Source organism: Flavobacteriales bacterium, assembly GCA_016700415.1.
Taxonomy (GTDB): domain Bacteria; phylum Bacteroidota; class Bacteroidia; order Flavobacteriales_F; family PHOS-HE28; genus PHOS-HE28.
In genome coordinates, this window is sequence record CP065018.1 from 1379183 (window position 1) to 1397322 (window position 18140).

Sequence of the window (18140 nt, forward strand, 5' to 3'; positions counted from 1 at the left end):
CGACGCACCCCGCCAAAGCGAAAAAGGAAACCAAGGAAAATGCACGACAAAGCATGGATGATCAGGTCATGTTTGATCCACGACGGGTGTTCATACGTGATCGGCGCGTGCAGGTTCGTGCGTCGGGGTACCGGGTACATTTGGCCCCGCCGGTCCGTTCCGGCACAAATACCCACCCATGGCAAAGAAGACCAACGCGAAGAAGCCGGCCAAGAAAGGCGCCACACCGGCAAAGTCCGCATCGGGAAAGAACAAGAGCATCTTGGACAAGAGGTCATTGGACTTCATGGAGCGCTATCTGAACAATGCAAGCCCCACGGGGTTCGAGAGCGGGGGCCAGCAGCTTTGGCTGGACTATCTAAAACCTTGGGTGGATACCCATTTCACGGACAATTATGGCACGGCCGTAGGCGTGATCAATCCGGACGCGAAATACAAAGTGGTGATCGAGGCCCATGCGGACGAGATCAGCTGGTTCGTCCACTACATCACCAACGAAGGCTTCATCTATGTCCGCCGCAACGGTGGCAGCGACCACATGATCGCACCGAGCAAGCGTGTGAACATCCATACGGACAAGGGCATCGTGAAGGCGGTGTTCGGTTGGCCGGCGATCCATGTGCGCACCGCCAAGAACGACCCGCCCCCCGCCTTGGACAACATTTTTCTGGACTGCGGCTGCGCGAACAAGGAGGAAGTGGAGAAGCTGGGCGTGCATGTGGGCTGCGTGATCACTTATGAGGACGAGTTCATGGTGCTCAACGGCAACACCTTCGTTGGCCGGGCACTGGACAACCGCATGGGCGGCTTCATGATCGCGGAGGTGGCGCGCCTGCTCAAGGAACAGAAAGTGAAGCTGCCCTTCGGGCTGTACATCACCAACAGTGTACAGGAGGAAGTGGGGCTTCGCGGGGCGGAAATGATCGTGGAACGCATCAAGCCGAATCTGGCCTTGGTGACCGATGTGACACACGACACGCAAACACCCATGATGAGCAAAGTGCAAAGCGGGGACGTGGCTTGCGGCAATGGCCCTGTGCTGGCATATGGCCCGGCCGTGCACAACAACGTGCTGAAGAAGGTGTTGGCAGCGGCCACCGTGGCCAAGATTCCCTTTCAGCGCGCGGCGGTAAGCAGGGCCACGGGCACGGACACGGACGCCTTTGCATACGGTGCGGCCGGCGTGCCAAGTGCGCTCATCAGCCTGCCCCTCCGTTACATGCATACCACTGTGGAGAGCGTGCATAAGCAGGACGTGGAGAACGTGATCAAGTTGATCCTGGCCACCTTGCGGTCCTTAAAGGGCAACGAGGACTGGCGCTATATCAAGTGATGCCCGGCACATGCGGCTGAACCTCGACGACAATGAGCGCGGCGCGTTCCACTACCTCATCGCCGGGGTGGTGGTGGTGATCCTGCTCAAAGGCGTGGCATTCATCACCGACAGGTTGGGTCCTGCACTCTCACCCGACCAATTGGCACTTCGCCCGTTCCAACAAGGCTATCCGCAGCTCCGGGGCGAGCTGGTCGCGGTGAGCACCACCACGGGACTTACCGAGCGCCTGATCTTGGCCGTTGTGCTGTCCGTGGGCATCACGTTCCTGTGCGCATTCGTACTGGCCGCGACCACCCGTGCGTTGGGTAAGGGAACGGGCCGCACAGGCATGTTCGCCACACGGGCCGTACTTGTGATCACGCTGGGCTGGTCGATCTGGGCGGCGTTCCTATTGCCCATCAAAGAGGCCCGGATAGCGGACGGCAAGCTGGTCTTGAGCGAGCGGCATTCTGCGATCGGGGACATCCCATGGCCGTTCACCTTGCACAAGGTGGTTGTCCCCGGCCGTGATGTGCTGCGGTTGGAAGCCGGTAGTGAGCCACCGGAACGAGGATGTGACGGCATCGCTTGGATCAATGCGGTGACCAAGGAAGGGGCCCAACGCATCGGTATGGTCGGCCAGGTCTGTGCTGCGGATGAAATGAAGCTGCTGCGAACGGCCAGCGATGCGGCGGCCCTCATGGAGCGAGAGTTGCGCTGAGGCACTCGACAAGCGTTAACTTGCACTTTCACCATGCGGATCCGTTTCATCAAGCCCGCTGAGACCCACGCCCTGCGGCACACCGTGCTACGGCCTGGCCAGCAACTGGAGGAAATGGCATGGTCGCAGGATCAGGCGGAAGACAGCTTCCATCTCGGCCTGAGCATCGGAGGCCACCTCATTTCAGTGGTGACGTTCATCCGTGAGCGGAATGAACTGCTCCGCGGGTGGAAGCAGTACCGCCTCCGGGGCATGGCCACACATCCGGAATTTCAGGGCCAAGGTGCGGGTACGGAATTGCTCCATTTCGGCATCGACCATCTGCGCACGCTGAAAGCTGACCTCGTGTGGTGCAACGCCCGCGAAAGTGCCAAGGCCTTCTATGGCAAGGAGGGCTTCTTGCCCGAAGGAGCGCAGTTTGACATCGAGGGTATCGGCGTCCATCAACTTATGCTCTTACGACTTTGAATCCACGGAGCAGCCATACGCATCGCTGGATGATCGCAGCGCTGTTGGTCTTGAACCTGGCGCTCAAGCTCTGTTGGACGGGCGTGAACGAGCTGGCCGGCGACGAACCCTTCACCGTGTACTGGGCGCAGCGTCCATTGTCGGAGCTGTTCGGCATGTTGCTCACGGAGAACAACCCACCCCTTTACTTCCTGCTGATGCACGGCTGGAGCCAGATGGTCCCTCTTGATCCCGGTTGGTTGCGAATCCCCTCCGCGGTCTTCAGTGCATTGACGGTGTGGCCCTTGTTCCTCTTGGGAAAACGGCTCGGGGGAAGGACGGCGGGATTAACGGCGGCCTTGTTATACAGCTTCAGCCAACACAGTTATGGCTTTGCGCATGAGGTGCGGGCCTATTCGTTGTTCGTGTTGGCATGTACTTGGGCCATTTGGCAATTGTTGCGCTTGGCGAACGATGCGCACCGCCATCCGTCACAGCGATCCGCATCGATCATTTGGTTGGTGCTGGCGAACGTGGTGGCCACATGGGCGCACTACTTCGGTTGGCTCATGGTCGGCTTGGAGCTGGTCTTGGTCTTCGCCGTGCCCATGCTTCGTACGATGCGTGTGAAAATGCTCGTTACCACAGTGCTCACCGCCGTGTGCAGCATCCCGATGTTGGGCATTTTATTTTCCCGCGCCGGCAGCAGTTTGGGCCATGGCACCTGGGTGGATGTGCCGGGGTGGGAAGAACCCTACAACATGGTGATGCGCTGGAGCAACGCACCGGTGGTTGCGGTGATCTTCCTGGCCTTGATCAGCTTGGCCCTTGCCCGTGGCAGGATGCGGCACATGGCCATCCCGCTGCTCTGGTGCGGTCTACCGCTCATCGGAATGTTCATTGTCTCCTTCCTCTTCCCCATATATCTGGACCGATATCTGTTCTTCGCCTCCATCGGCTTTTATCTGTTGGTGGCATTAGCGGCGGCGGTGCTGATCCCCAACAAGAAACTGGGCTGGATGGTGCCGCTTGGATGCGTATTGGGCATGGCGATCACCTTTTTCCCATGGAAAAGCAATAGGCTTCATCCCTCACAGGTGGTGGCCCAAGTGGAGGAATGGAAGGTCGGCCCCACGGCGGTCATTCTCCAGCCTGCCTGGTACGACCTGACCTACGCATGGGCGTCCGATCCTGCGCTCTTCCAAGGTGCCGCCCCGGTGGAGATGGCTATGCGGGCACATGAGATCTTCCCGATCACCGGATCGAAGATGCCGCTATTGGACACCGCCACCACCACCGTGATCCACATTGACGCCTGGGCGGCGCTCACCGACCCCGGACACAACATACTGAACAGGCTACGGTCGCGGTTCCTTCAGGTGGATTCCGCGGAAGCCGACAGAAAGGTGATCGTGCGGCGCTTCCGCCATCGCTGAACCGGACCTGCAATGCCGCCGTTCAACTCACAGTATCGACCATTGGTGGAAAACCTGAGCAACGGAGCTGTTCGGTTCTACTTTCGTACTATGAAAACCACCATCCTTGCCCTTCCCGCTGTCGCAGCGATCGCATTGGCCTGTGCCTGCTCCACTCCCGAAAAGCAGTCCGAAAAATCGGTCCTTCAGCCACCGCCCACCATCACGGTGAAGGACTTCTTCAGGAACCCGGAAAAGGCCGGTTTCCGCATCAGCCCTGACGGCAACTACTTCAGCTATCGCGCACCGTGGCACGGACGCATGAACATCTTTGTCCAACCCGTAGCGGGAGGCGACGCCGTGCAAGTGACGCACGACACCATCCGTGACGTGGGCGGCTACTTCTGGAAAGGTGACCGGCTGCTCTATGCCCGCGACATCAATGGCGACGAGAACATGATCGTCTTCAGCGCCAGCATGGACGGCAAGGACGTGAAGGCCATTTCGCCTGAAAAAGGCGTGCGGGCCGGCGTGATGGACGACCTGCACAACATACCGGGGATGGAAAAGAGCGTGATCCTGCAGATGAACAAGCGCAATCCGCAGGTGTTCGACCCCTATCTGGTGAACATCGAGACCGGCGCGACCAAGGCGCTTTACGACAACAAGGAGAATTTTGAGAACTGGGTAACGGACCACACCGGCACCATCCGCATTGCAACGAAAACGGATGGCACGGACCAAGTGATGTTTTACCGCGCCACGGAGAAAGATCCGTTCAAGGAGATCATGCGCACTGGCTTCAAGGACAGCTTCAACCCCCTGTTCTTCACCTTCGACAATAAGAACATCTACGCCAGCAGCAACCTGAACGGGCGCGACAAAAGTGCCATCGTGGAATGGGACATCGACGGTAAAAAAGAAGTGCAGGAGATCTATGCCAACCCGGATTTTGACGTTGACGGTCTGGACTATAGCCGCAAGCGGAACGTGCTCACCATGGTCACCTGGACCGGGGAAAAGAGCGAGCGCAAGATCCTGGACCCGGAGACCCAAGCGATGTATGACAAGCTGGGCACTCAGATGAAGGGCTACGAATACTGGATCTATGGCGAGAACGACAACGAGGACAAGTTCATGGTATGGCAAGGAAACGACCGCATGCCCGGTAAATACTTCTACTATGACGCGGCAACGGGCCAAGCCAAGGAGATGGCCACCATATATCCGTGGTTGAAGGAAGATGACCTGGCGGAAATGAAGCCGATCAGTTACCAAAGCCGCGATGGGCTGACCATACACGGCTACCTCACCCTGCCCAAAGGCCGTGAGGCAAAGGACCTGCCCGTGGTGATCAACCCGCACGGCGGCCCATGGGCACGTGACGATTGGGGGTACAACTCCGAGGCACAGATGTTGGCCAACCGCGGCTATGCGGTATTGCAGATGAATTTCCGCGGCAGCACGGGCTATGGGCGCAAATTCTGGGAAGCCAGCTTCAAGGAATGGGGCAAGACCATGCAGAACGACATTTCGGACGGCGTGGAATGGTTAGTGAAGCAGGGCATCGCCGACCCCGAGCGCGTGGCGATCTATGGCGGCAGTTACGGCGGCTACGCCACGTTGGCGGGCATCACCTTCACCCCGGAGCTGTATGCCTGCGCAGTAGACTATGTGGGCGTGAGCAACCTGTTCACCTTCATGCAGACCGTGCCGCCGTATTGGGAGCCGTTCAAGAAGATGATGTACGAAATGGTGGGCGACCCCAAGGCGGACAGCCTGATGATGCGGGATGCCTCGCCGGTATTCCATGCGGACCGGATCGTTTGCCCGCTCTTTATCGCCCAAGGCGCGCACGACCCGCGTGTGAACAAGGACGAAAGCGACCAGATGGTGGCCGCATTGAAAGCACGCGGCGTGGAAGTGGAATACATGGTGAAGGACAATGAAGGCCACGGCTTCCACAACGAGGAGAACCGCTTGGACTTCTACAACGCCATGGACAAATTTCTGGACGCGCATATCGGCAACGGCTACAAGCCGAAGGAAGCGGAACTGAAAAAGTAGCCCCCGTTCCCCTGAAGCAGAAGCAGGTGCCCGGAATGTCCGGGTGCCTGCTTCACTTCGGGTCAGTCGGTCCGCCTGTCCCGCCCTCTGAGCCTCCACCCAATTCCTCAGGCACCAAAAACGACTTCAGGTGCGTCATCCAAGCACACCCGTCCAAGTAAGGGCGGATCGCGTACATTTCCGCACCCCATTGCCGCCCATGCTCAAATTCCCAGTCTTTCTCGCCACATTGGCCGTGTTGCCCGTATCCGCCCAAGTGGTGATCAACGAGGTGAGCGCCTCTAACTTGAACGGCACGACCGACAGCTTCGGGGGCCGCGAGGACTGGGTGGAACTGTACAACACCACCGCGGCGGCAGTGGACCTGAGCGGCTGGTACGTCAGCAACAAAGTGAACGACCCCACCAAATGGGCCTTCCCCGCCGGGTCATCCATCCCTGCGAACGGCAGGCTGATGATATTCTGCACCAAGCGGAACACGGTGGTCGGCGCGGAATACCATACGAGCTTCAAACTGAACCAGACGGACGACGACCACGTGGTTCTTTCCGATCCTTCCGCCACCATCATCGACGATGTGGCCTTGGACCCGCCGACCAAAAGCGACAACAGCAGAGGACGCACAACGGATGGTGCCGCCACGTGGTCGCTCTTCCTCACCCCGACGCCGAATGCCCCCAATGCCGGGGATTCACCTGAATATGCGCCCCGACCGCAACTATCCCCAGCAGCGGGATTTTATGGAGGTGCCACGAACGTATCAATCTCCACTACGGACCCCAACAGCACGATCCGCTACACCTTGGACGGCAGTGAACCCACAGCCGCCTCCCCGGCCTATGCCGCCCCCGTTCCGATAGCGGCCACCACGGTCGTCCGTGCAGCCAGCTTCAGCTCCACGCCCGGGGTCCCCCCTAGCTTCATGGAAACCAACACCTATTTCATCAATAGCGCGCACACCACCGCCGTGCTCAGCGTGGCAGGAGACCAAGTGGACGAACTGTTGAACGGGAACGGAGGTCTTCAACCCTATGGATCCTTCGAATATTTCGGGCCGGACGGGCAGCTCCGCGATGAAGCCACGGGCGAGTTCAATGAGCACGGTAACGATTCCTGGGCATACGGTCAGCGAGGGTTCGACTACATCACCAGGGACCAGACCGGTTACAACGACGCGATCCACTATCCGATCTTCAATGCTTCCAACAGGGGCAAGTACCAGCGGCTCATCATCAAAGCCTCCGCGAACGACAACTACCCCTTTGAGACCGGCGGTGCCTATATCCGTGATGCCTATGTGCATAGCCTGGCCCAAGCAGGCGGCCTGAAATTGGACGTACGCACCTACGAACCCTGTGTGCTTTATGTGAACGGCCAATACTGGGGCTTATATGAGATCCGGGAGAAGTGTGACGACCATGACTATACCAAGAAATACTACGATCAGGACGAATACGACCTGCAATACTTAAAGACCTGGGGTGGCACCTGGAGCGAGTACGGGGGGGGGCAGGCGCAATCGGACTGGAACGCATTGCGGACGTACATCATGTCCAACGACATGGGCGACCCAACGGCCTTTGACTATGTCAACAGTCAGTTCAACTGGAAAAGCTTGGTAGACTATGTGGTGCTGAACAGCTACACCGTATGCACCGACTGGCTGAACTGGAACACCGCATGGTGGCGCGGTTTCAATCCGGACGGTGAGCATAAGAAGTGGGGCTATACCCTATGGGACAACGATGCCACTTTCGGCCATTACATCAACTACACCAACGTTCCCGACCAGTCGCCCGCAGCGGACCCGTGCAATGCGGAGGCACTCCCGGACCCCGGCGGACAGGGGCATGTGCCCATCTTACTGAAGTTGATGGACGAGAACCCGATGGTGCACGACTATTACGTGAACCGCTATATCGATCTGGGCAACACCACTTTCAGTTGCCAATTCATGCTGCCCTACTTGGACAGCCTGATCGCCTTGATCACCCCGGAAATGCCGGGGCAGGTCGCGCGCTGGGGAGGCACCGTAGCGGAATGGGAGGGCAATGTGCAGAACATGCGGGCCTTCATAACCGCACGCTGTACCGACATCCAGCAAGGTCTGGTGGATTGCTACGAACTGGAAGGTCCGGACAGCGTTGTATTTCTGGTGGAGCCGCCCCTCAGTGGCAACATCAGGATCAACTCGGTCTCGCCAAGCACCTATCCGTACAGCGGACTGTACTATGGCGGGATCGCCACCACCCTAGAGGCAACGTCGGAACCCGACTGGGTATTCGACCATTGGGAGACCATCCACGTGAATCCCGCTCCGTCCTTGACCGATTCGCTGGTGACCATCAATTTCTCGGGCACCGATACGGTGATCGCCCACTTTGCCCCGCCGATCAAATATCCGGTGGTGTTGATGTCGGACCCGCCCAACACGGCCTCCATCCTGTACAATGACGACCTCTACTCCTCTCTGCCCGCCACTGTGCAACGGATCCCCGAATCGATAGATACCCTCACGGTGATCCCGGCGATGTATTATACCTTCCTCTACTGGGAATTCAAATACAACACGCCGAACCAGAACGACACCACGATGAAGACGATCCCGGTGACGATCTTTTATCCGGATACCATCATCGCCCATATGGAGGCACAGGATTATGTGTACTACGGGGCGAACGCGTTCACGCCCAATGGTGACGGCATCAACGACACATGGCGCCCGTGGAACAATGTGGTGGACCTGGACAGCTATGAACTGCAGATATTCGATCGTTGGGGCCGTGAGCTTTTCATCACGGACGATCCCTACAAGGAATGGGACGGTACGGCCGGTGGGAAGCCGGTCCCTCTCGGGGTCTATGCATACCGCGCGAAGATGTTGGACGCCATCACCAAGGATGAGCATAAGGTGAGCGGGCATGTGACAGTGGTGCCTTGAATCCCGCGTCTCGGTCCGGGATCCCGTGACCTTCATGGATGGTGACATCCATAGTACCTTCCGCTCCATTCCCATGTCCAAGCGGCCGGTGCTCAACTTTTTATTGCTTGCCTTCAGCATAAGCTGGGGCATCTTTGCGGTAGCCAAGTGGGGGATCGGTGTTTCAAGTACCATTGGCTGGACCCTGACCTCTTCCTTGTTCATGTTCGGCCCGGCTTTGGCAGCATTGGCCTTCCGGCGGGACCATGGGGTAAGTTGGAAAGATCTGGGCGTGAAGCGCACCGGCATCCGCTGGAAATGGATAGGCTTCGCCGTGCTGATCGCCATGGCCTTGCCACCATTGACCTTAGCCTTCAACTGGCTTCTGGGCGATGTCTTTCAGATCAACGGGTTCGGGCATAGCTCGCTGACCAAGGACATGGTGCTGAACACCGTCCGCGAAAAATTGGTGGCGGCCGGGGTCGGCCCCACTGAAATGGGTAGCACAATGGAACGCCTCGGATCCATGCCCCTTAACGGCGTAGCGATCCTGATGATCGCACTGATCGCCGGTGCGATCGCAGGGTGTACGGTGAATTTCCTCTTCGCCATGGGCGAGGAACTCGGATGGCGGGGCCTGCTCTTCCACCACACGCGACGTTGGGGTCTCTGGACGCATGTCGGCTTCACAGGCGTCTTTTGGGGCCTGTGGCATGCACCGCTCATACTCGAAGGTCACAACTATCCCGACCATCCAGTTGCCGGTGTCTTCTTCATGTGTGTACTGACCACTGCGTTGGCGTTGCCCCTGGCCTGGGTCCGTTTTCGGAGCGGCTGTGTCTGGTCGGCCGGGGTGCTGCATGGAACGGTGAACGGCGTTGCCGGCGCGGGCATGCTTTTCACCCGGGACGGATCGAGCCTGTTGGGAGGCGCGGTAGGTGTTTCAGCCGTTCTTGGTCTGGCCATCATCGGTGGCTTGCTGTTCATCTTCGACCCTTCCTTGCGCAGGGAATTCAACCCAGGATGAAGGTGTTGCTCTGGACCATACCGCTCTTCATGGCATGCGGAGGCACCACCTCGCAGCAAGTGGTCAAAGACCATGGCGGGCATGTCCGCGCCTTGGTGACCCGCGTGAACGGCAAGAAGGACGGGGCCGTGCGCTTTTTTGCGGCCGACGGCATTGTACAGACCACCGGGATTTATGCAGGTGACAGCAGGCACGGCACGTGGACCTCGTTCGATCCCCACGGGGACACGCTGGCGATCGTCAATTACGACCGGGGAAGAAAAGATGGACTTCAGGCCTATTGGGCCCCGAACGGCCAATTGCTTCGTTTGGAACGGTTTACACGGGGGGAACCCAATGGCCCGCTCTATCGCTTCTTCTCCGATGGAACGCCCCGCCAGATCACATGGTACGAGCATAGCATCCCCACGGGCACATACATGGAATGGTACAAGAGCGATAGTACGGAAACCGGGATCACCATGGGCCGGTTCATGGACGGAAAGCGCTCGGGCACCTGGACCTGGCTCTATGGAAATCGCCGGGTGAAAACACAAGGGGCATACAGCAATGGGAAGAAGATCGGTCTTTGGCGAAATTGGGACCCTCAGGGCCATGCCACCGGAAGCGAGGACTTCGGTCCGCCTTGATCGCGGGCCTATCCTTGCCCACGCTGAAAATAGCTGGACTCAATTTGGTTTACGGAAGAACCTTCCCGGGGTTCATGATACCCTTGGGATCAAAAAGTTGTTTGATGCCACGCATCAGGTCGAGTTGGACGGCATTGAACGCGATGTCCATGTAGGGCCGCTGCACCAGCCCGATACCGTGCTCGCCACTGAGTGTACCGCCCAAGGAAACGGTGAACTCAAAGATCTCGCGGACGGCCTTGGGAAGTTCATCCCTCCAAGCTGCATCGGACATATCGCCTTTGATGATATTGACGTGCAGATTGCCATCGCCCGCGTGGCCGTAGCATACGCTTTTAAAGCCGTACTTTCCTCCCACTTGTTTCACCTTCGCCAATAGATCCGGCAGTTCGTAGCGCGGCACCACGGTGTCCTCCTCCTTGTACACGCTGTTGCTCTTCACAGCCTCACCCACACGGCGCCGCAACATCCAGAGTGCATCCTTTTCAGCGTTCGTTTCCGCAAAGAGCACCTCCTGGCACTCAAACTGCTCCATCACGCCTAGGATGGTCTCGCATTCACGCATCAGCACGTCGCCGTGGTTTCCGTCCACCTCGATCAACAAGTGGGCAGCGGTGTCATCGGCAATGGTGAGGTGTACCCCCTCCACGAAACGTAACGTCCAGTCGATCGCGTCACGCTCCATGAACTCCAGCGCACTGGGGGTGATGCCCGCGCGGAACACGGCGCTCACCGCCTCACAGGCTTTATGCGCATCGCGGAACGGCACGAGCATGAGCCGGGTCTCCTTCGGCATCGGCACCAAGCGCAGCACTGCTTTGGTGATGACCCCAAGGGTGCCTTCACTGCCCACGAACAGCCGCGTGAGGTCATAACCGGTGCTGTTTTTCAAGGTGTTCGCACCGGTCCAGATCACTTCGCCATTGGGCAGCACCACCTCCAGGTTCAGCACGAAATCGCGCGTTACCCCGTACTTCACGGCCCTTGGCCCGCCCGCGTTCTCAGCCAGATTTCCACCGATGCTACAGCTCCCACGACTGCTCGGATCGGGTGCGTAATACAAGCCCTTGGCGGCCACCGCTTCCTGGAGCACTTGTGTGATCACACCGGGTTCCACCGTCACTTGCAGGTTGCGCTCATCGATGTCCACTATCCCGTTCATCCGGTCCAGCGCCAGACCGACGCCTCCGTGTACGCACAAGGCTCCGCCGCTGAGGCCGGTGCGCGCGCCGATGGGTGTGATGGGCACGCCATATTGGGCACAAAGGCGCACCACCTCGGCAACCTCTCCGGTGTTGCGCGGCCGCACGACCACCTGAGGTGGGAAGCTCAGGTCCTCGGTCTCGTCATGCCCGTAATGAAGCAATTCCTCTTCGGCAACAAGTACCGCATCCGGCGGAAAGGCCTCGCGCAGTGCGTTGATGAACGGGGACGGCAGCTCCGGTCTGGATCGTTGTGATGGCATTCCCATGCGCGCAAAGTTCGGTGCGAACGGAAAAAGTCGTGCATCCCTTCCCCGGCCCAGGCGGTGATCATTGGAAGAGGACCGCTTTTCCTGTGCATCCGAATAGGCAGCATCCGATGTGCTGATAAATATTTTTTATTCTGAGGTCTTGGAAAGAGGGGCACGTGGAAAGATCCTTTACCTTTCACATGGGTTTTCATCCACCTTTCAACCTTGTTCCCATGCGTCGTCAACTTCACTGGTTCCCATTGTGCGTCCTAATCGCCCACGCGACCTTCGTCGATGCACAGAACATCGGCATCAATGTGAGCGGGGCCAACCCTGACGGATCCGCCCTGTTGGACATTGATGCCACAGGCTTGCCGGCAAATGCGATGCGCGGCCTGCTGATCCCGCGCATCGCGTTGACCTCCCGCACCGTGGCCCTGCCGGTGGTGGCACCGGCCGCATCGCTGGTGATCTACAATACGGCCACCACAGGGGCGGTACCGAACAACGTGGCCCCGGGCTACTATTACTGGAACGGTGCCACCGAGTGGCTGCGGATGTTCAGCGGGAACGACGCGTGGAGCACCACGGGCAACAATGGCACCACGGCCGGCACCAATTTCATCGGGACGATCGATGCCAAGGACTTTGTGGTGAAGACCGGAGGGAGCGCGGCAGGGAATGAGCGGATGCGGGTGCTTTCAGGTGGCCAGATAGTGGTGAACAAAGCGACCGCCGCTGTGGGTGATGTGTTCAGTGTGTATGCGAACAACACTGGGGGTCTTAATAATGGTGTCGGTTCTTTCGCCATTAACGGATACACTTTTGACGGATATGGGGTTTATGGTGAAGCCTCTAATACCGCCGGCATAGGTGTAGTAGGCCTCAACGGAAGTACCACTGGTGGTTCCTTCGCGATGTGGGGAGAAGCGGCTTCCAGCAACGGCCGTGGCGTTATGGGAATGTCAAACTCCGGGGCATATGCAGTACCGAACGGGACAAATGCGATCGGCGTCCAAGGGCAGGTCAACGGCACCTTGGCTAGCACTGGCCAAGCGATCGGGGTTTGGGGCATAACCGCTGGCACCATGACAACGGGTGATGCCAACGGTGTATGGGGCCAAACCGCTTCGAACGACGGGACCGGTGTGGTCGGGATCGCCAACAGCATTGCGGCCGGCGGCCAACCTGAAGGTGTTTACGCCGCCGCCAACAACGCCACCGGTTTCGGCTTGGACGCCAGGAATGGCAACAGCACCGGAACGGGGCTGATCGCCACGGGCAACAATGTTGCCGGGACCTACCTCACGGGTGGGTCCGGCGCGGCTTTCAATGGCTCCACGATAGGGGCCTTCGGCTATGGCCTGACCGTCGCCTCGGGAACAGGCTTGGTCGGTGCCGGCAATAACGGCGGAATCCTCACCCCTGCCAAGGGATGTGGGGTAGCAGGCACCGGAAAGCAATACGGCGTAGTGGGTTTTGCAACGACAACGGTGAACACCAATCCGAACAGTAATAGTGCCGCAAATGGCAACAATGCCTCCTGCGGCGGTTATTTTGAGGTTCAGAACGGAGGTACGGCACAGACATGGGCATATGTCGGTGTCCGGGACAACACTGCCGTGCTGCGAAAGATCATCGGGCCTGGAACGGTCAACACCATTGTGCATGACTTAAATGGTGATCGCGTTGCGCTTTCCTGTCCCGAAGCACCGGAGAACTTGTTCCAGGATTACGGGTCGGGCCGTTTGGTAAATGGAAAAGCACATATCGAGCTGGATCCCGTCCTTGCGAAGAACATTGTAGTGGACGATCGACATCCACTTCGCGTATTCATTCAACCGGAAGGAGATTGCAAAGGTGTATACGTCAGCAACAAAACGGGTACGGGCTTCGAGGTGGTCGAACTGTCCAACGGGCATTCCAATGTTTCCTTCAGCTATACCGTGGTGGCGAACCGGGCGGACGAGGTTTTGCCGGATGGATCGATATCGCGCTATTCCGCGGAACGCTTTCCGCCTGCCCCGGGTCCCATTGAGTCCGTAGCTCTGGGAACCCGTAAAGCTAAAAGCCGCCCTTTGGTCGGCGTTCAGGGGGCTTCCGGCAGAACTTCGCGGGAGATCCCTATGAAACCATAGGTTCGATATCGAGTGTACCGGGCAGCTTGTTGCCGAGGAAAAGCGGGCACGGCGAACCCATTTACGGACGGCGATTCACCGCTGCGAACGCGTGAACACCACCGCCCCGTCGCACCGGTCCATTTCGGTCCAGAACCGTGATCGGCGCAAGGTGTCCAGTGCGACAGTGAATTCGTCCACGGACAGGGGGTATGGCTCTTCCTTGGTGGCCAATGCGATCACGTCGGCATCGCCAAGTATCGGGAATTGATACAGGTTCCGGTGTACAACAAGGTGCGGCACGAATGCTGCGGATGCGGAAACGGAGGCGTTGGCGGGAATGCGCTGAAGCAATTGACGCACGGCCGCAGCATCATAGCCCCGCACATAATGCTCCGCATGGTAGATCCGCTGCTTGGCCCGGTTCTCTTTGTAGACGCTCGCATCCAGGATCCGAACAGTGACCCCCAAGGAAAGCACCGTGGCGATCACCGCGATGACCTTTCCCCTTCGGGAATTCCGGAGCGACAGCGCCCAAGAGAATACGGCCAGGGTGCAAAGCGGGGCGAATTCCACGGAATAATGGCCCAGCACGCCCCATTGTGCAGGCCCGGCATGCAGGAGCTTTTGAAGCAGCAAAGGCACGGCCATCAACAGGATCCACGGCCGCATTAGCATGGCCCATCCACCTGCGAGGAAAAGCAGCACGAGCATTTCGATCTTTATCGCCCGCCCCCCGGGCACGCTACCTCCGTCCAGCAGGGCTTGGAACACCTGTATGGGATGTATGGCCATGTAACCCAGCGCATCGATAGGTCCATCACCTAGCGCAGGGTACTTCCAACCGGCGTAGTGCGCCCCATCGGAAAGTGCCGGCATCACAACGCCGATCACCACCGCGCTCCACATCAGGGCGAGCACGGCCTGCCAAGCCAAAAGCTTCCGCAAGGCGGGGTTCTTCCGCTCATGGAGCAGGAAACCCAGCACCACGAAACACAGCCAGATGCCCATGTTCTCCTTGGCCGAAAGCATGAAAAGCAGCAGTAACCAAGCTTCAGTGCTCCGGCGCTTGTGAAGTGCGAGACCATACCACGGGATCGCCATTGCCGCGACCACGTTGCTATGAAAGTCGAACGTGAACGCGCCGTAGATGCCGAAGAACGCAAGGAAATGGATCAATCCCAAGTTGGCGATCACCGGTGTCGCGCCCAACTCCCGGAGCCACCGCCAAATGCCCCAGCCACCTACAAGAACTGCGATCCATTGCACGATCAACAAGCTCCACTGCCCGAACAACCAGGTAAGCGGCGACCACAGCATGAGGTGCAGGTCGAAGTGGTCAGCGAGCAACGGTTGCGAAGTGCCGAGAAAGAGCATGCAATCCGCCATGCGGCCGTGCGCATATGCGAAGGCCGCATGCGTGTACAAGCCGAGGTCCAAGGCATACGTCCGGAAGAAAAGCTGGTTCGGCACGAAAATGAGCGCGTAGACAATGGCAAAAAGCACCAAGACCATAAGCGGCACCCGGCGAATGGGCGCAATGGTGATTCCGATTCTGCCGTCCTTATGCATGGGTGCAAATTAGGCTGCGGGAAACCGCTTGCACGCGATCTCACAACTGAACGATGAACCCAAGGAAATGGAACGCCCGTTCACTTTCATCCCGCCCCGTACATTGGCCGTTCAATCCCTCCGCATGAACAAGCTCATTGCCGCAGCCTTATTCGTCCTGCTTTCCGCACCGGTCACCCTCGCCCAAAAAGATCTCACCAACCAGGCCATCTGGTACAGCAACACGTTCAGTGGTGACGGGCTGAGCAGCCTCATCAGCATGCAGGATGGCACCCATTACAGCACCTTGGAGGCCGGAGAAGCTGGGGCCGAGGTGAACGCCTACGACTACCGTACCGGAGAAAAGACACAAACCATCCTACGAGGCCAGGACCTCATACTTCCGGGATCCTCCAAGCCATTGGATATGGAGGACTATGCCTTCAGCGGCGACGAGCGGAAGATGATGGTGCGCACGGACATGGAACTGTTGTACCGCTATAGCTATTATGCATACAACTACGTGTACGACCGTGCCACAAAAACGGTGAAACCCTTGACCGATCCGGGGAAGAGCAAACAGCGCTTAGCCACTTTCAGCCCGGACGGCTCGCACGCGGCATTTATGCGGGACAACAACTTGTTCACGGTCGATCTCGCCACCATGCAGGAGACGCCTATCACCATGGACGGCGAATGGAACAAGGTGCTCAACGGCGCGCCGGACTGGGTGTACGAGGAGGAATTCGAATTCACGCAGGGCTACGAATGGAGCCCGGACGGAACGAAGATCCTTTATCTGCGAAGCGATGAGAGCGCCGTGAAGGAATATGACCTCGCCCTGTACAAGGAGCAACTCTACCCGAGTGAATACAGCTTCAAGTATCCCAAGGCCGGCGAGACCAACAGCACGGTGAGCCTGCACGTGTATGACCTCAATTCACATAGCACTTGCACCGTTCCATTCGGCACTACGGACACGGACATCTATCTGCCCCGTTTTGGCTTCACAGGTACCAGTACCGTATGGTTCATGCGCATGAACCGCTTGCAGAACGAGAAACTCATTTTCACCAGCGATGTCTCCGACGTGAAGTCGGCCGGACAGCCGAAGCCGATCTACAAAGAGACCAGCCCCACCTATATCGAGGTAACCGATGATCTGCACTTCCTGAAGGACGGCAGCTTCATCCTCACCAATGAGCAGGACGGCTGGAACCACATCGTGTGGAACAGCGCCGACGGCAAGACCCAGCGTGTCCTCACACCGGGCAATTACGATGTGCTCTCAGTCATAGGTGCCGACGAAAAAGGCAAGCGTGTGCTGTTCACCGCTAGTAAGATCGATCCCACGCAGCAGGAGGTCTGGTCGGTGGGGCTCACCGGTAAAAGCCTGAAGCAGCTTTCCCCTGCAGGCGGCGTGAACGACGCGGACTTCAGTTCCGGTTTCAAGTACTTCATCAACACCCGGAGCACGGCCAATGACCCGGGTACGATCGCGCTGTACACGGGCAATGGCAAGCTCGTGAAGACCTTGAAGGACAATTCCAAGCTGAAGGAAAACCTGAAGGAATACGGGCTGCAGCCGAAGGAATTCATCACCATCGCCATTGGTGATGGCGTGGTGCTGAACGCCTGGATGATCAAGCCGCCGGGCTTCGATGCCACGAAGAAGTACCCGGTGTTCATGACCCAGTACAGCGGCCCGAACGACAACCAGGTGCTGGACCAATGGGGCGGGCGGAACCTGCTCTGGCACGAGCTGCTGGCGCAGAAGGGCTACATCGTGGTCTGCGCGGACCCGCGCGGCACGGGCCATCGCGGTCGGGACTTCCGGCACATGACGTATGGGCAGTTAGGCAAGTTTGAAACGGAGGACCAGATCGGTGTTGCGAATTGGCTCGGCGCATTGCCTTACGTGGACGCCTCGCGCATCGGCATCCAAGGCTGGAGCTACGGCGGCTATATGAGCTCGCTTTGCATCACCAAAGGCGCAGGCACCTTCAAGGCCGCGATCGCCGTGGCCCCGGTGACCAACTGGCGCTACTACGACAGCATATACACGGAGCGCTACATGGGCCTGCCGAAGGACAACGCCAGCGGTTACGACGACAACAGCCCCATCAACCATGTGGACGAGCTGAAAGGGAACTTCCTATTGATCCACGGCCTAGCGGACGACAACGTCCATTTCCAGAACAGTGCCGAAATGACCACCGCACTGGTGAAGGCCAATAAGCAGTTCGACATGATGATGTATCCGGACAAGAACCACGGCATTTATGGAGGCACCACGCGGATGCAGCTTTATACAAAAATGACGGACTTTTTACTGGAGAAACTGTAGGTGATCGGTGGATGGTGATCAGTGATCGGACAACTGCCGTCCGACTGCCACTGCGAACGCTGTTCAGGCGAGGTCGGCTTGACAACTGACAACGAACAACTAACAACTGATCCAACTATCTTGGCCCGCCT

12 protein-coding genes are annotated in these 18140 nt (G+C 58.4%); 10 read left to right on the forward strand and 2 right to left on the reverse strand.

Annotated elements, in window-relative coordinates:
• Positions 1 to 178 precede the first annotated feature (178 nt).
• The 8 genes from IPP95_05850 to IPP95_05885 all read left to right on the forward strand — a co-directional run bounded on the left by IPP95_05850 (position 179) and on the right by IPP95_05885 (position 10541).
• On the forward strand, positions 179 to 1333 hold the full coding sequence (locus IPP95_05850; protein ID QQS73741.1) for a M20/M25/M40 family metallo-hydrolase: 1155 nt from the start codon (positions 179 to 181) through the stop codon (positions 1331 to 1333).
• A gap of 10 nt (positions 1334 to 1343) precedes the next feature.
• Positions 1344 to 2036, forward strand: coding sequence for a hypothetical protein (locus IPP95_05855; protein ID QQS73742.1), 693 nt, complete (start codon positions 1344 to 1346; stop codon positions 2034 to 2036).
• A gap of 33 nt (positions 2037 to 2069) precedes the next feature.
• On the forward strand, positions 2070 to 2504 hold the full coding sequence (locus IPP95_05860; protein ID QQS73743.1) for a GNAT family N-acetyltransferase: 435 nt from the start codon (positions 2070 to 2072) through the stop codon (positions 2502 to 2504).
• Positions 2505 to 2533: 29 nt separating this feature from the next.
• Entirely contained in the window at positions 2534 to 3919 is a 1386-nt protein-coding gene (locus tag IPP95_05865; GenBank protein ID QQS73744.1) for a glycosyltransferase family 39 protein, read from the forward strand.
• A gap of 90 nt (positions 3920 to 4009) precedes the next feature.
• Positions 4010 to 5965, forward strand: coding sequence for a S9 family peptidase (locus IPP95_05870; GenBank protein ID QQS73745.1), 1956 nt, complete (start codon positions 4010 to 4012; stop codon positions 5963 to 5965).
• Between the two features lie 199 nt (positions 5966 to 6164).
• Complete coding sequence (locus IPP95_05875; GenBank protein QQS73746.1) at positions 6165 to 8906, forward strand: CotH kinase family protein; 2742 nt, start codon at positions 6165 to 6167, stop codon at positions 8904 to 8906.
• 73 nt (positions 8907 to 8979) lie between these two features.
• Entirely contained in the window at positions 8980 to 9912 is a 933-nt protein-coding gene (locus IPP95_05880) for a CPBP family intramembrane metalloprotease (GenBank protein ID QQS73747.1), read from the forward strand.
• Positions 9909 to 10541, forward strand: a complete 633-nt coding sequence (locus IPP95_05885; protein ID QQS73748.1) for a hypothetical protein — start codon at positions 9909 to 9911, stop codon at positions 10539 to 10541. Before IPP95_05880 ends, IPP95_05885 begins: the two co-directional genes overlap by 4 nt.
• A gap of 49 nt (positions 10542 to 10590) precedes the next feature.
• Here IPP95_05885 and IPP95_05890 read toward each other — a convergent pair whose 3' ends face one another.
• Positions 10591 to 12006, reverse strand: a complete 1416-nt coding sequence (locus tag IPP95_05890) for an FAD-binding protein (protein QQS73749.1) — start codon at positions 12004 to 12006, stop codon at positions 10591 to 10593.
• Between the two features lie 221 nt (positions 12007 to 12227).
• Between IPP95_05890 and IPP95_05895 the strand changes: the two genes are divergently transcribed.
• Positions 12228 to 14132, forward strand: a complete 1905-nt coding sequence (locus IPP95_05895; protein ID QQS73750.1) for a hypothetical protein — start codon at positions 12228 to 12230, stop codon at positions 14130 to 14132.
• Between the two features lie 75 nt (positions 14133 to 14207).
• On the opposite strand, the gene IPP95_05900 is transcribed toward IPP95_05895, so the two are convergent.
• Complete coding sequence (locus IPP95_05900) at positions 14208 to 15683, reverse strand: DUF2079 domain-containing protein (protein ID QQS73751.1); 1476 nt, start codon at positions 15681 to 15683, stop codon at positions 14208 to 14210.
• A gap of 124 nt (positions 15684 to 15807) precedes the next feature.
• Between IPP95_05900 and IPP95_05905 the strand changes: the two genes are divergently transcribed.
• Complete coding sequence (locus IPP95_05905; protein ID QQS73752.1) at positions 15808 to 18009, forward strand: S9 family peptidase; 2202 nt, start codon at positions 15808 to 15810, stop codon at positions 18007 to 18009.
• Positions 18010 to 18140: the final 131 nt, after the last annotated feature.

Excerpts from the sequence above, each read along its gene's own strand:
- IPP95_05850 (QQS73741.1), top strand. The coding sequence starts at position 179 with ATGGCAAAGAAGACCAACGCGAAGAAGCCGGCCAAGAAAGGCGCCACA.
- IPP95_05855 (QQS73742.1), top strand. The coding sequence starts at position 1,344 with ATGCGGCTGAACCTCGACGACAATGAGCGCGGCGCGTTCCACTACCTC.
- IPP95_05860 (QQS73743.1), top strand. The coding sequence starts at position 2,070 with ATGCGGATCCGTTTCATCAAGCCCGCTGAGACCCACGCCCTGCGGCAC.
- IPP95_05865 (QQS73744.1), top strand. The coding sequence starts at position 2,534 with ATGATCGCAGCGCTGTTGGTCTTGAACCTGGCGCTCAAGCTCTGTTGG.
- IPP95_05870 (QQS73745.1), top strand. The coding sequence starts at position 4,010 with ATGAAAACCACCATCCTTGCCCTTCCCGCTGTCGCAGCGATCGCATTG.
- IPP95_05875 (QQS73746.1), top strand. The coding sequence starts at position 6,165 with ATGCTCAAATTCCCAGTCTTTCTCGCCACATTGGCCGTGTTGCCCGTA.
- IPP95_05880 (QQS73747.1), top strand. The coding sequence starts at position 8,980 with ATGTCCAAGCGGCCGGTGCTCAACTTTTTATTGCTTGCCTTCAGCATA.
- IPP95_05885 (QQS73748.1), top strand. The coding sequence starts at position 9,909 with ATGAAGGTGTTGCTCTGGACCATACCGCTCTTCATGGCATGCGGAGGC.
- IPP95_05890 (QQS73749.1), bottom strand. The coding sequence starts at position 12,006 with ATGCCATCACAACGATCCAGACCGGAGCTGCCGTCCCCGTTCATCAAC.
- IPP95_05895 (QQS73750.1), top strand. The coding sequence starts at position 12,228 with ATGCGTCGTCAACTTCACTGGTTCCCATTGTGCGTCCTAATCGCCCAC.
- IPP95_05900 (QQS73751.1), bottom strand. The coding sequence starts at position 15,683 with ATGCATAAGGACGGCAGAATCGGAATCACCATTGCGCCCATTCGCCGG.
- IPP95_05905 (QQS73752.1), top strand. The coding sequence starts at position 15,808 with ATGAACAAGCTCATTGCCGCAGCCTTATTCGTCCTGCTTTCCGCACCG.